The organism is Novosphingobium sp. TK46 (assembly GCF_055361525.1).
In genome coordinates this window covers 2,335,672-2,348,758 of the sequence record NZ_CM143963.1, presented here as the reverse complement: position 1 = coordinate 2,348,758, position 13,087 = coordinate 2,335,672, and the positions used below count along the sequence as shown (strand labels likewise).

The 13,087-nt window shown below is 64.1% G+C and carries 10 protein-coding genes; 2 read left to right on the top strand and 8 right to left on the bottom strand.

Annotated features, from left to right (window positions below; all coding sequences use genetic code 11):
• Window positions 1-16: 16 nt before the first annotated feature.
• The 4 genes from ACXJ1Z_RS11240 to ACXJ1Z_RS11225 form a co-directional block, all read right to left on the bottom strand.
• On the bottom strand, window positions 17-241 hold the full coding sequence (locus ACXJ1Z_RS11240) for an acyl carrier protein (RefSeq protein ID WP_463776720.1): 225 nt from the start codon (window positions 239-241) through the stop codon (window positions 17-19).
• Window positions 242-413: 172 nt separating this feature from the next.
• Window positions 414-1,793 carry a MaoC/PaaZ C-terminal domain-containing protein gene (locus ACXJ1Z_RS11235; protein ID WP_463776719.1) on the bottom strand — a complete coding sequence of 460 codons (1,380 nt, stop codon included), beginning with the start codon at window positions 1,791-1,793 and terminating at the stop codon, window positions 414-416.
• 224 nt (window positions 1,794-2,017) lie between these two features.
• A complete protein-coding gene (locus tag ACXJ1Z_RS11230) occupies window positions 2,018-2,809 on the bottom strand; it encodes a hypothetical protein (protein ID WP_463776718.1) in 792 nt (263 codons plus the stop codon).
• Between the two features lie 724 nt (window positions 2,810-3,533).
• Window positions 3,534-4,085 (bottom strand): hypothetical protein, encoded by a 552-nt coding sequence (locus ACXJ1Z_RS11225; protein ID WP_463776717.1) that lies wholly within the window; start codon window positions 4,083-4,085, stop codon window positions 3,534-3,536.
• A 64-nt stretch (window positions 4,086-4,149) separates the two neighbouring features.
• On the opposite strand from ACXJ1Z_RS11225, the gene ACXJ1Z_RS11220 reads away from it, so the two are divergent.
• Window positions 4,150-4,707 carry a hypothetical protein gene (locus ACXJ1Z_RS11220; protein ID WP_463776715.1) on the top strand — a complete coding sequence of 186 codons (558 nt, stop codon included), beginning with the start codon at window positions 4,150-4,152 and terminating at the stop codon, window positions 4,705-4,707.
• Between the two features lie 36 nt (window positions 4,708-4,743).
• Here ACXJ1Z_RS11220 and ACXJ1Z_RS11215 read toward each other — a convergent pair whose 3' ends face one another.
• On the bottom strand, window positions 4,744-6,066 hold the full coding sequence (locus ACXJ1Z_RS11215; protein WP_463781231.1) for an alkaline phosphatase family protein: 1,323 nt from the start codon (window positions 6,064-6,066) through the stop codon (window positions 4,744-4,746).
• 8 nt (window positions 6,067-6,074) lie between these two features.
• Window positions 6,075-8,441 (bottom strand): TonB-dependent receptor domain-containing protein, encoded by a 2,367-nt coding sequence (locus ACXJ1Z_RS11210; RefSeq protein ID WP_463776714.1) that lies wholly within the window; start codon window positions 8,439-8,441, stop codon window positions 6,075-6,077.
• A gap of 315 nt (window positions 8,442-8,756) precedes the next feature.
• Between ACXJ1Z_RS11210 and ACXJ1Z_RS11205 the strand changes: the two genes are divergently transcribed.
• Window positions 8,757-9,773 (top strand): sensor histidine kinase, encoded by a 1,017-nt coding sequence (locus ACXJ1Z_RS11205; RefSeq protein WP_463776713.1) that lies wholly within the window; start codon window positions 8,757-8,759, stop codon window positions 9,771-9,773.
• A 12-nt stretch (window positions 9,774-9,785) separates the two neighbouring features.
• On the opposite strand, the gene ACXJ1Z_RS11200 is transcribed toward ACXJ1Z_RS11205, so the two are convergent.
• Both ACXJ1Z_RS11200 and ACXJ1Z_RS11195 read right to left on the bottom strand, forming a co-directional pair.
• A complete protein-coding gene (locus ACXJ1Z_RS11200) occupies window positions 9,786-12,134 on the bottom strand; it encodes a TonB-dependent receptor (protein ID WP_463776711.1) in 2,349 nt (782 codons plus the stop codon).
• The gene (locus ACXJ1Z_RS11195) at window positions 12,049-13,044 is read right to left on the bottom strand and encodes a FecR family protein (RefSeq protein ID WP_463776710.1); all 996 of its coding nucleotides are present in this window, start codon (window positions 13,042-13,044) and stop codon (window positions 12,049-12,051) included. The genes ACXJ1Z_RS11200 and ACXJ1Z_RS11195 overlap by 86 nt, the downstream gene beginning before the upstream one ends.
• Window positions 13,045-13,087 lie beyond the last annotated feature (43 nt).

Below are 13,087 nucleotides of genomic sequence, written 5' to 3'. Positions count from 1 at the left end.
GCACGGCGCAAGATGGTCAGCCCTTGGCTTTCAACTTCACCGTAATGACATCGACGAAACCGCCTACATCCTTCAGTCCCGACACTTGCGCGGCGGTGAGGCGTATCTTGAAGGCGCGTTCGACAGCGATGACCATCTGTATGTTGGACAGGCTGTCCCACATCATGATGTCGGCGGCAGTCGTACTTTCACCAACCTCGATATCGTCGTCCTGAAAGACGTCGCGGAAAATGTCGGTCAATTCCGCAAATATTGCTTGTCGATCCATGCTACTTTTATTCCCACAAGCACATGACGGCACGGCCTCCACCTTCGGGGACGCTGCCTTACGGTGCCCATATCGTAAAAACACTTACACAACAGCCAAGATCCGCAACAGACCTGAAAGGCAAAGATCGTGCTGTAAAAAGATCCTATGTCGTTGACATCAACCGCTCGAGGTGGGGGATCAGCGTCCAAGGAGCGCTGCCCCCCGCGATGCCCAGACGCGCGGTCTGATCGGTCGCCATCGCCGGCAAGCGAGGAGCGAACACGCGACCGCGGGTGAGCCAGGCCTCCATGGATCGCGCGAGCACCTCGCCCGCCGCTTTGGCCATGCAATATTCCGTCAAGCCCGCGGGTGGCGCTTCGATCCAGGTGGTCGACGGATAGAACAGCCGCAGGTCCGATCGTCGCGCGTGCAGTGCAGCCGCCACGAGGGAAAAGCTGGTGGCGAGTACGCCCAGATATGCACTCAGGCGTTTGTCATCCGGCAATTTCGCGTCCGTGCGCACCATCGGCGGCGACGCGAACCAGCAGACGTGAGAGGGGATCAGATCGCCAAGCTGTTCATCGATGGGCTGGCCTGCATCGAATCGCATCGTCGCGCATAGACCGCCTGCCTCGACGATCTCGGCTGCCACCGCCGCGGCGTCCGCTGCGCCGTCGCGATATGTAATCGTCACATCGGCGCCGCCCAGCGCAAGCAGCTTCGCAGCAGCCTCTCCTGCGCCCCGCGATCCGCCGACGACCAGCACTTGGGTTCCGGCAAAGCGCCCCGGCGCGACCAGATCGCGCAAATCAGCGCTTGCCGGCTGCGGCACGGGGGCATGGGGCACCCGGCAATCCAGCGTTCCGGAGATACCGCCGCCAGCAATGATAGCGTCGATCTGTCCGTGACGCTGCTCACCCATTTCGAATGCAAGAGCGCCGGCCCCGTCGCCTGGCGTCAGCCGCACGTCGATGCCGCCGAGCACCGAATAGAGGCCGGGATAGATCATCCCGACAAGCCGCGTCGCCGCCGCCAGCGCATCGATCCGCTCTTCGCCCAGCCATCTCGCGGCTCCCGGCAAACACGAGGCGAGCGCGCCTGCCGGCGTCATGAAGCGCACGGTTCCACGCCGGTCGTCGAACGATATGCCGTCATGATCGAGCGGACCCGTGCCGGGGAGATGAGCCTCGCCACCCGGCATGATCGGGTCGCAAGTGCCCAGGGCATCGAACGTCAGTCGAATGTCCGCTCGCACCACGTCCTCAGTCATCACGCTGAGCCGGATCTCGCCTTCGCGCCCGGCGCTGCGCACCAACCGCACCTCGTCGCCGACATACGTGAAACGCAGGAACCGCACGCGGATACGGCCGATCTGCGGAAGCTCGCCATCATACGTCCGGGCCAGAACGCCAAGCGACCACAGCAGAACGTGAACGCCATGCACGACGAGGCGCGCGGGCAAGGTGCGCCGGACAGCGATCGGATCGACATGGATGGGGTTATGATCGCCGGACAGCGTCGCGAAACGCAGTTGCTGATCCATGTCGAAACATACTGCGCCGATCACAAGGCCCCCTTCGCTGACGTATTACCCGCCTTGCTTAGCAGCCTTCGTCCGGCGATCGTCGCTCCTTTTTAGCGCAGGCGATCATCTTTGCCGTACGATCCGATCCAACCGGTGCGACGCAAACCGCCCCACTCGCGACCTGTCGTTTCAAAGAACGCCGATGCGCGGGCCCGGTGAACGCCATTGAAGGATCGCGGGGACTATTTGTACGACACGCTGAATTTGCGCAGGATAGCGGCGCCGCTGCTTCCAGTGGGCTCCACACCGATGGCGAAGCCATTGAACCACCAGGATCCGTTCACCACTCCGGCATTGCGCAAGAAGTCGATCGCGCCCTTGCCATCGAGCGTTCCCGACAGCCGCTGTTCGGTAGGGACGAACAAGACGTAATTGTTCGCCGCGCCGCTCTTGCGGACCGAAGCCGCCCATTTCTTGCCATAACGGTCGGTGAAGGTGCCGAGTTGGCGTCCCGTCTTGGCCCATGCCGTCGTAAGCAGGGGAGAATTCCAGAACCACCCGATCTCGATCGCCTTCTTGTTGGCGGCGCCGGCTTCGGTCGTCAGGTAGAATTCGGCCAGTCCGTTATACCACTGGTCGTTAGCCGACTCCTGGAACGTATAGGATATAGCCAGGGCCGAGATCGACATGACCTGGCGCGACGGCACCGGCGCGCGTACGGCTCCACCATCGTAGTTGCCCCAGGCGACATGATTGTAGGCATAGACACCGCAGTTGGCCGGCTTCTGGGCTAGAGCCGGCCAGCGCCATTTGATCGTGATATCGGTGCCGGTCCCAAGATCGCCCGTGTCGTAAGACATCGAGTCCGCATAATCGGTCCCCTCGGTCAGCGACGGGTTGGAATAAGCGCACCATGGGGAGGCGAAAGCCATATACGACCCTTCGCTGGTCCACTTTCGGTCCTTCGCGACGATCGTCTGCGCGCCTGCCGACACCGGCACTAGCGCCAACAACAGTGGGAATGCTCGTCTCATGGTTTGGCCCGCCTCTGAATCCTGAATTCGAGAGGGCCATCAAAGGCGACCCGATCGTTGCTTGGTACTTCTGCACCACCTTGGAAGCTAAGGGGAGACACCTAGTCGTCGCTTCGACCGATGGCATGAACTGCTCGGCAGACAACATCCGCGACCGAGCCGGCGATCGCTATTTTCCATGGCTCTTCGCATGGTCGAACAGCGTGACAATCCTATGAATGACAGGAGTGAGCCTAGGCGGTGGCATAGGCGATCAGACGGCCTGGGCTGTCGCATGCACCGAACCCGGCGATCTATATCCCAACCACAAGGCGGGCGACGCCGAACAGTCATTCACCGATGCGGTCGCACCAAGGATATGCGCCAAGACCTTTTACGTACTTTTGCTTGCCCGGACGCGGTACAACGTGGTTAATGGTCGCGGGAAGCGGCTGTGCAGGAAGCTGTTCCAAGGAAATGGGGGCTTTCCGTTGTACCGCTTCGATCATTGGCAACAGCCGCAATACGACATTGCGATTGCGCCCTCTCTCGGACTGGATACCATCGCCGGCGACCGACCCGGATTCTTCACCATCTCGATGGTAATGAAGGCGCTTCTGGTCTCGAGTGTGGGCGTCGCCGCGGTCGCCTATAGCTTCAATCCTTCGGGTATCTCGCCGGCACAAACCGGGTTGCGACTGAATTCGCAGCTTTCGAGCAAGCAGACCCTGTCCGACAAGGCCGCTCAAAGTTCGCGGGTCCATCCCGCGTCGCCAGCATCGAGAGCCCGGCGCGTCCCAGATGTAGCGGGTTTTGCCACATCGATGCTCGCCCCCACCCTGGCGATTGCGGGATCATTGCCAAAAAGGCTGCCCGATCCGGCGGCCGCCCCACCCCCGAGATCGCGGCAAACGCAGGCCGTGATGGCGCCAAGCGGGCTGGCCCCATCACTCGAGCGATCCCCGCACTGCCAGCCCTTCCATCCTTGCGATGCAAGCGCGTACGGCAAGCTCGATGGGACGACCGCAACTTCGGTGCCTGCCGCGATCACCGCCCCATCGTATTTCGCGCAAGCTGCCGTCGCCATCGTGCCGCCGGGCATGGCGACGAAAGTGGTCGAGACGGTTGCACCTTCGAACACCGCAGTGGACGTGGCCTCCGGACAAGCGAGCGTAGCGAAGCTGGCGGCATCCCCGCCGCCATCGTACGGGATCGCCCCGATCGGCAAGTCCGTGACCGCCGATGTCGCCGCGCTGGCGGCGGCGGCGCGGCCCATGCCGGCTGAGGGTGGAGACACGGAGTTGTTCTCCGGGCCAAAACCGGCGCCGATACAGATCGTTTCGCAACCAGGTCCTCCGCCCATGCCTTTGATGGAGGAGGGCGCTGCGCCCTTGGCTGCTCGCCCCGCCGGCACGATGCGCAAGCCGACCGTCCCGCCCCCTGCCGCCAGCGAGATCAGACCGGGCTTCGTCAGTCTTCGGGCGGCGACCCGGCAGCGTCCTGCGGAATCGAAGCCGCTGATTGCGCGTCCTGCCGGCGCCAGACCAGCCGATGCGATCGCGCGGTTATCGTCAGCGGCACCGCTTGCGGATAACACGCCCTCTATCAGCCAGCCGCGACAGACGGCGAAAGGGATCGAGTTCGCGGTCAAGACCCAGATAAACGGGGCGAGCAGCGGCACCCTGAAACTGCTGATCGCCGGTGACGAACAGCACCCGCAGTATGCGGCGGACGAGTTTTTCGTGCGGCTCACCGATGTTCTGGATCTTCTCAGATCACGGATGAACCCGGCGCAATACAGCCGTCTGAGCGCGTCGAAGAGCGCGCATGTCTATGTAACCCTCAACGAGCTGCGATCGCTGGGCATGACCATTTCGTTCAGCTCGGACGATCACCTGATCTTCAAGGCCCCGCAATAGGTCGTACGGCACGACCTCCCATCTTTCGAGGCGATCTCAGAAAGCGGGCGCGGCGGTCGCGGCAGGCAACTTCACGCCCAGTACGCGTGCGACCGATGGTGCGATGGCGCGCATATCGACCTGGCCAAGATCACCATGGCGCCGCAGCGATGGGCCCGCCACGATCAGCGTGGAGCGCATCGCGGGCAAATCTGGCATGTAGCCGTGCATTCCCTTGTATGACGAGGGAGTGGAGAGCGGCGCTGCCGGATCGCGACCGGTTTCGAAGCCGGGCTGCATCGCGATGGTGAACGCCGCTTCGCGCGGGCCACCCTGGCGCTCGGTCTCTTCGCGATCGAGAACCCGTGCGATATGATAGCGAGGATCGGCCGCGAGCTTGTCGACCAGCGTTTTCACCCTCGCCCGGACCGTCGCATCGTTCGGATCGGCCAGCACGATCGTCGCGGTCCCGCCGGCCAGCCAGGGTTCGGCCTGCCAGGTCGTGACCTTGCCAGCCTTGTCCAGCGCGATCAGCCCCGCCTCGACGAACGGCGCGAACAGATTGATATCGGTGGTGACCGGGAGAAAGCCGTGGTCGGACACGACAACGATGGTGACGTCCGGCATGGCCTTGCGAGCCGATGTGACGAGCGCGCCGACCAATGTATCGGTCTTCTCGATCGTGGCGCGCGCTTGGGGCGAATCCGGCCCGCTGCGATGTTCCTCGTGATCGATGCCGGCGAGATAGACCGTGGTGAAGGCCGGTCGATCGGCCAGTATCTCCTGCGCGAACCTCACTCTCTTCGCATCGCCCTCCACCGTCTCGTCGATACCCTGCTCGTAAGGTCCAAGCCTGGCCTCAAGCCGTGGCAGCAGACCGGGCGTGGCCAGGGCAGCCATGATCTTGGGATCGTCGGTCGTACCGGTGCGCCAGTATTGCGGCAGATTTTCATCAATAGCTGCCGCACCCACCGTCACCGGCCAGTGAATGCTCGCGGTCTTGAGCCCGGCGCCGTGTGCGGCCTGCCACAAGGTGGGCACGCGGATATCCTGCGCGTACCAGTACCAACCCTGCTGGTTCTTTCCATAAGGGTCGTAGGTCAGGTTGTTGGACACACCATGATCCGCCGGCGAGACCCCGGTGACGAGCGTGGTGTGGCTGGGATACGTCAACGTGGGCAGCACTCCGACCACGCCCGACGCATACGCGCCCTGCTTCGCCAGCGCGCGCAGGTTCGGCACCTTGATCCCGCGCGCATCGGCGTCTGCCACGTCCCCTGGCCTAAGCCCGTCCAGCGAGATCATCAGCACCGGCGAGGCTTGCGCGGCGCCCGCCACGCAAGCCAGAGCGGCGGCGATCGCGCGCACCAGGGTGACGATCGCCACGGTCAGAACCCCTTCTTGAGCGAGACGAAGAACTGTCGCGGGGCACCGGCCAGCAACGTCTGGTTGTCTCCACTGGCGGTGAAACCGTTGGAGCCGATCGTGGCGATGTACTTCTTGTCGGTCAGGTTGGTTACGCTCCCCTCGATCCCGACACCGTGCAGCACGCCCTCGCCTTCGAAGTGATAGCCGATGCTGGCATCCAGCAGCACGCGTGATCGCGCCGTCACGTCGTTGAGGTAGGTGACATAGCGCTTGCTCATGTAGTCGGCGCCCACGCGCGCGGTGATGCCGTCCTGCTCGAACACGACTTCGCCCTTCAGCATGTGCCTGGGGGTATCGACCACCGCCTTGCCGTCGGTCGCGACGAGCAGCGCCCCGGCGGCATCGCGCACGTCGTTGGCGTATTTGGAGTGGTTGTAGGAATAGCTCGCGAACAGCGAGAGCGGCGTAAACAGCCGATAGTTGGCCGATACCTCGGCGCCATAGGTGTGAACGCCGCCGACGTTGTTGAGCGTCGCGGGATTGCCGATGATGCCGGCGCCGTTGGCGAAAGCGAGCAAGCGGTTCGAGAAGTCGACGTAATAGCCGACCGCCGATGCCTGGAACGGACCGCTGCGCACGCGTAGGCCACCCTCGACGGTCCGCGAACGCTCGGGCTTGAGCTGCCCCCTTATGGCGTTGAAGCCGGCCTGGGTGGTCGAGAACGGGCCGGTCGTCGCCGAAGAGGTGAAGGCGCGCATGTTCTCGGTGTAGTCGGCGAACAATTCGGCCATCGGCGACAGCTTGAACAGCACGCCGGCCTGGGGCTGGAACAGATCCCGTGCCGAGATGCGGCCGACGGCGAGAGGCGATGTCGTGTCGGGCAGCATGATCGCCCGGTTCACGACATAGACGCCCTTCCAGCCTGCGTTCAGCACCAGCCGCTCGTCCATCAGGCGAATGGTATCCTCGACATGGTACTGCAACGTGTCGGTGCCGTACTTGCCGTCCCATTGCGTCCGGTACGGGTTCTTCTGATACGCGAGCGTATCGCGGTTGGGGGTCGGCGTGTCGGTCATGCCGTAGAACCGGCGCGCCTGGACGAATTGGTTGTTCTCGATCCAGCCGCCCACTTCGATACGGTTGGCCCCGGTGTCATACGCCAGCGCGCCGACCATGCCGATGCGCTTCATGCGATATTCGGTGGTGCGAAAGCCCAGTGGACTTGGGGCCGCGATGATCGAGCCATCCTGATCGAACGCGCCGACAGGCGTGGGCGAATAGGGCGTGATCCACGAGCCCTGCCCTTTGTTCTCATGGTAGTAGGTCGTCGCATCGAGCGTCAGACCGGGGGCCAGGTTGGCATTGAACTTGACCCCGCCCAGCCAATCGCGACGAAGTCCGCCTGCATCGTAATAGGCGTCGTCCACGGTGCCGAACCCGGTCGGAAGCGTCGTCCCGAACCCCGGCCAAGGCAGCGCGGTCCCCGGCGCCGCGCTCTGGTTCTGATAGACCTTCGCGATCCGCAGCGCGAGCGGGTAGTCATTGGCGATGTTGTCGTTGTTCAGGCTGCGGCGCGCGATGATATCGTAGCTCAGGTCCTGATAGTCCTGCTCGCGCCTGTCCGAGAAATTCAGGAAGGCCGAAATGCTGCCGAGCGCCCCGAGATCCTTCACGATCTTGCCGTTGGCCTGATGCTGGCGTTGGGTGCCATAGCCCTTCCACTTGTCGGTGGTGAGATAGGCGTAGCTCAGATAGCCCTTCAGGCCGCCACCGATGTCGCCGCTGTCGATCCGGGCGAATGCGCGCCAGGTGTCGTCAGAGCCGTACGTGCCGCCGCCGGTCACGTTGGCGGTGTCGCTGGGCGTGGCGCTGAAGAATTCGATCGTGCCACCAAGGTTGCTGGTGGACGCGGTGCCGAGTGCACCGGCGCCTTGCGCAACCTCGGTGCGGGCGACGTTCTCGGAGATGATCGCGCGGCTGATATGCAGGCCGTTGACGTTGCCATAGCTCATGTCGCCCAGCGGTACGCCGTCCAGCGTAAAACCGAGCTGATTCTGGCTGAACCCGCGCAGCGAGATCCGCACTGCCCATTCGTAGGCGCCGAACGGATCGGATGCCTGGAAGTTGACGCCCGGCAGCTTCGAAATGGCCTTGAGCGGACTGGACCCCGGCGTCAGCCGCGCGATGTCGTCGGCGGTGACGCTTTGCACCTGGCGGCTCTGGCCGAAGCCCAGCACTACGATGTCCTGATCGGCCTCGCTTCCGGCGGTGGTATCGACGACCGGCGCAGTAGCGCCGTCGACCGAAGCGGATTGGGCGCTGGCCGTCATCGGAAGCGCGAACACGGCGAGCGAGGCGCCCGCGAAAAGGCACTGACGGATTTTCATGGTAGGCTCCCTGGGCCCTTATGGCTTGAGCGCCCCCATGATCCCGATCGGTTACAAGCCTGCGTCTGTTGAATGACAGTTCGAAGACCAGCGTGAACTTGGTTAACAATTTGCAGCGCAAAGCCCGGCCAACGCTGTTTCGAGCTACGCCCACGTCCAGAGCCTGCCCGCCCCATCAGAAATTTTTGATCCGTGCAGGTAGGGTGGTTGGGCAGGCCGCCGTCTCCTGATCAGCAGTCAGGCAATTTTGACGGAACCTCCATGCTTCACTCGTCTTCTCAGCTTCGCACGGCGTACCCCATCGCCGAACCTCGCGTGCACATCGGTGTCGCGCGGCAAAGCGGGCTACGTCGGACTGCGGGAACGCATCGGCAGCTCGTTCATGACCATGCCGCTTCCGGTACGGCAGCCGCATCGTGGAAGCTGGGCGACCCTGTCCCACTTCCCCTGGTCCAGATCGCCGGTGTGATCGGCCTGGGTCTGGTATTGCCGGTCATGCTGTTCACGGCCCTATACCCATCGAACTGGCCGGCACTTCTCGCCGCTTTCTGCGCGGTCGCGGTGTGCTTCGCCATCTTGCAGTCTCGTGAAGTCGAGCCGGAACCGGTCCGCAAGGCCGCGAGCCGCGACGACGCGACCAGCGAAAGCCGCAAGCGCCACCAGCGCCGCATGCTGACCGCAGGGGTCACGCATGAATTGCGCACGCCGCTGACGATCCTGAAGGGGCGCCTGCATGCGATCGAGGATGGCGTGATCCTGCCCGACGATGGCGAGACCGCACGGCTGCTGCGGCAAGTCGAGCATGTGCTCAGGATCGTCGAGGACTTCGACTTGCTTTCACAGAACGAAAGCGGCGCGCCGACCCTGCACCGCCGTTCGATCGGCTTGAGCGAAGTGGTCGGCGCGGTCGTGTCGGATCTGCGCCCGCTGTTCGAGCGCCACGAGATCGTGATCGCCGAAAGCTACGACGGCGAGGCCGTCATCCATGCCGATCCCGTGCGGCTGACCCAGATCGCCACGAACCTGATCACCAACGCGGCCAAGCACTCTGCCGTCGGTGGCCGCATCCTGATCGACGTCGAGCGCCGGGGCGGTCAGGCGTGGCTCAGCGTTCGTGACGAGGGCCCGGGCTTTGCACCGGCCGACCGCGAGCACTTGTTCGCTCCGTTCTGGCGATCGAAGGCGTCGGTCGCACGCCCGGGCTGCTTCGGGACGGGCATGGGCCTTGCCCTCACCGCCGGCCTCGTCGAGGCGCATGGCGGACGTATCGTGGCCGAGAACCGGACCGACACCACGGGCGCATGCTTCAAGGTTGCGTTCCCGATCTGCTGACCCGGACGGGCTTCAGAAGGAGCGGTCGATGCGCAGCAGCACGGTTCGCGGCTGCTGCGGCGTCGACTGGACCTGTTTGCGGTAGGTGAACGGATTGCCGAACGGGAAAGTATCGCTACGATCGTTGAGCAGGTTGGCCACGCTCAGCACGGCGCGCCAACCATCCCTGCTGACCGACAAACCCGCACCGGTCAGCCAGCGCGAGCCGATTTCCAAGGGCCGCGTCGGATCGAAGCCAAGCTTGGTCTCCCCCCAATAGTTGGCAGATGCGTACCCACCAAGGGTCCAGCCGCCAACATCCTTGCTCCAGCTGACCCGCGCACGACCGGACATATCGGGCAACACGGGCAGGCGCAGATCCGTATCGTCGATCAGCGTCGAGTCGAGGCGCCCGTGCTGACGGGTGGCGGAAAGTTCGAGCGCGACTGCACCCAGACCCAATCTCGCCGCGGCCTCGACGCCGTGATTGTCCGCGTCGCCGACATTGGTGGTCACCACCAATCCGCTCAGCCCTACCCGATCGCTCTGGACATTGTGCCAGCGCAGCGCGAACGCGGTCAGATCGAGATCGAGGTGGCCGTCTAGAAGCGAGAGCCTCGATCCCAGTTCGATGTTGCGCAGCTTGTCCGAGGCGAAAGTGACCAGCGCGCCCGTACCGTCGAGGTTGCGTCCCCCCGGCCTTGTCGCGCTGGCGTACCGCGTCCACACCATGGCATTGGGTGCGGGACGCCAGGCCAGGGATATGCTGGGCGAAAGACCGTATTGATCGATCGATTGCCCGCGGGTCGAGCGCGGGTCGTCCCAGATGTTGGACACGAACGCGCGTACCCCCGCGGTCAGATCGACATTGCGGCCCAGCGTCAGCGTACCCTCTCCGAAGAACGCGGCCTCAAGGCTGAGATTGGCCTGCGATCGCCCCAGGCTGGTCGCGCCGGTGGCGGAGGTGAACGTCCCCAGGTTGACGTTGATCGCGTCCACGATCGAGACACCGGTAAGCCACTTGAACCGACCGCGCGATTGGCTGAGGCGAAATTCCTGGGTAATGAGATAGACGCTACGGCGCTCGTCATAAGCGACCGGAGGGGTCAAGCCCTGGTCGCCGGCAGCGGTACTGGCATCGTAGCGGCTGTTGACGTGATTGCGCTCGATCGCGGTCGAGGACAGGAAGTCGAGTCCGGCAAGTGGTCCGGTGGCGTCGAGGCGAAGCAGCAGGAAATCGTTGCGGTGCGGCTCTGCGATCGCGTTTGCACGGGTAAAGCCGGCAGTGGCATACTGGGTGTCGCGTGCGGTCAGTCGCTGCGCCACCAGCGATAGATCGAGCGTCCAGGCATTGTCCGGTTTCCACCGCACGTTGAGCCGGCCGCCCTTACGCAAAGCCACGTTGACGTTCGACTTGTCTCGCATGGTGTCGTCGATCCAGCCGCCGTTGCGGTCGACGTAGCCGACCGCGCGCAGAGCCAGATTATCACCGACGGGCACGTTCACCCAGCCTTCCAGTGCTCCGCCGGTACCGCCAGTCTTGACCGACGATCCCTCGATCGAAAGCCCACCATCCAGACCATCCTGGCTGGGGCGGTTGGTGACGATGCGCACGACGCCGCCCAGTGTGCCCGCGCCATAAAGCGTGCCTTGCGGACCACGCAAAACTTCGACCCGATCGATATCGACCAGCCGCAGGTCGGGATCCGGCAACGCATAGTTTATCCTGGCGTCATCCAGAAACAGGCCGACGGTCGATTGCGTCGGGCCGTTGAAGGGGCTGTCAGCTACGCCGCGCAGGAACAGGCGCTCCTTGCCGGGGCCCATATGGGTCGAAAACAGACTGCCGACTTCCTGACCCAAATCGCTTGATCCGCGAGACGAGGAGCCACCGTTGAAGCGATCCGCCGGTATAACCGCGACCGACACCGGCGCCAGATCCAGCGTCTGCCGGCGCTTGAGCGCGGTGACGACGATCTCCTGCACCGGCAAGACGGGTGGCGCAGCAGGCGTCCGCCCGGAGCCCTTCGAGGCTGCGGCCTTCGCCGTTGGAACAGGACCGGGAACAAGCTGCCACAGCGACGACGCCACTCGGCGCGCGCGCCAGCCGCTGGTCGCCAGCAACCGGGCAAGCGCCGCCGCCGGCTCCATGGTGCCGCTCACACGCGGCGTACGGATGTCCGGCAGGCGGCCCTGCACCGCCACCGAGATGCGCGCCTGGCGCGAGAGAACCGAGATCGCGCCGGCCAGATCGCCGGCCGGGATATCGATTCGGACCGGATTGGCGCAGGCCGGTTCAGCGTTCCCCGCGAGCGACCAAGCGAACGCGCTGATCGTCGCGGCGAACGTCCACCGGCAGGATAGCGCTGATCTGATCGGCAAGGTCTGAACCATTTTGGATGAGCAAGATGCCTGAAAGCTTGAGCTGGGCGACGGCGGGATCGACTTCGATCCTGGCGTTCATATAGCGCGAAAGATCGGTTGCCACGTCGGTAAGCGGCGTATTGTCGTAGATCAGGCGCCCCTCGCGCCAACTTGCCACCGATCCGGGATCGACGGTGCTTACCCGGACCCTGCCTCCTTGTTCCTCTCCCTCGAAAGACTGGCCTGCCTTGAGCCGCGTCGGTTCGCCCCCTTGCCAGCTGATATCTACCAGTCCCTCCTCGACCGCGACGAAAAGCCGCCCGGGGCTGCGGGCCATCGAGAAGCGGGTGCCGATGTCGCGTACCGCGAAGCGCCCGGAGCGGATCTCCAGGGGACGCTTTTCGTCGTGGCGGACATCGAAGTATGCGGCGCCCTTGTCCAGGCTGAGCTGTCCCCCGTCACCCATTGCGACCTGGCTGTATTGGTCGAGCACTACCCGGCCACCGTTATCGGCAAGAGCGATGGTCCTGGAGGCATCCTGCGTCGCATAGACCATCGACGAGCCGCCGCCGCCCAGCAGTTGCGGAAGACCGATCGCCAGGGCCGTCAGCGAAGCCGCCAGCGCACCGCCGATCCACCAGCGCGGCGCACGCCGACGCGGTGCTTCGGCAATGTCGACGACCTGTGCCGTCCCTTCACCATCGACGGACGCATCATGATCTTCCTGCACGGCCGCCAAACGCGGCCCCGCGCGCACGGTCTCGACGACTTCGGCGTCCAGCATGGCGATGCGATCGTAGGCTGGTTGGTTGCCGGGATCGGCATCGAGCCACTGCGCGAACGCGTCCCAATCGACGTCACCGCCAAGGACCAGCGCGTGCCAGTCGGCCGCATCGCGTTCGCTGATTTCATCTTGGTCGCGGGTCACGACGTTGGCTTTCGAATAAGAGGGTTCGGGTATTCAGGATGCG

Coding starts and splice junctions, on each gene's coding strand:
- ACXJ1Z_RS11210 (WP_463776714.1), bottom strand. CDS start 8,441: ATGAAAATCCGTCAGTGCCTTTTCGCGGGCGCCTCGCTCGCCGTGTTC.
- ACXJ1Z_RS11230 (WP_463776718.1), bottom strand. CDS start 2,809: ATGAGACGAGCATTCCCACTGTTGTTGGCGCTAGTGCCGGTGTCGGCA.
- ACXJ1Z_RS11235 (WP_463776719.1), bottom strand. CDS start 1,793: ATGGATCAGCAACTGCGTTTCGCGACGCTGTCCGGCGATCATAACCCC.
- ACXJ1Z_RS11220 (WP_463776715.1), top strand. CDS start 4,150: ATGCCTTTGATGGAGGAGGGCGCTGCGCCCTTGGCTGCTCGCCCCGCC.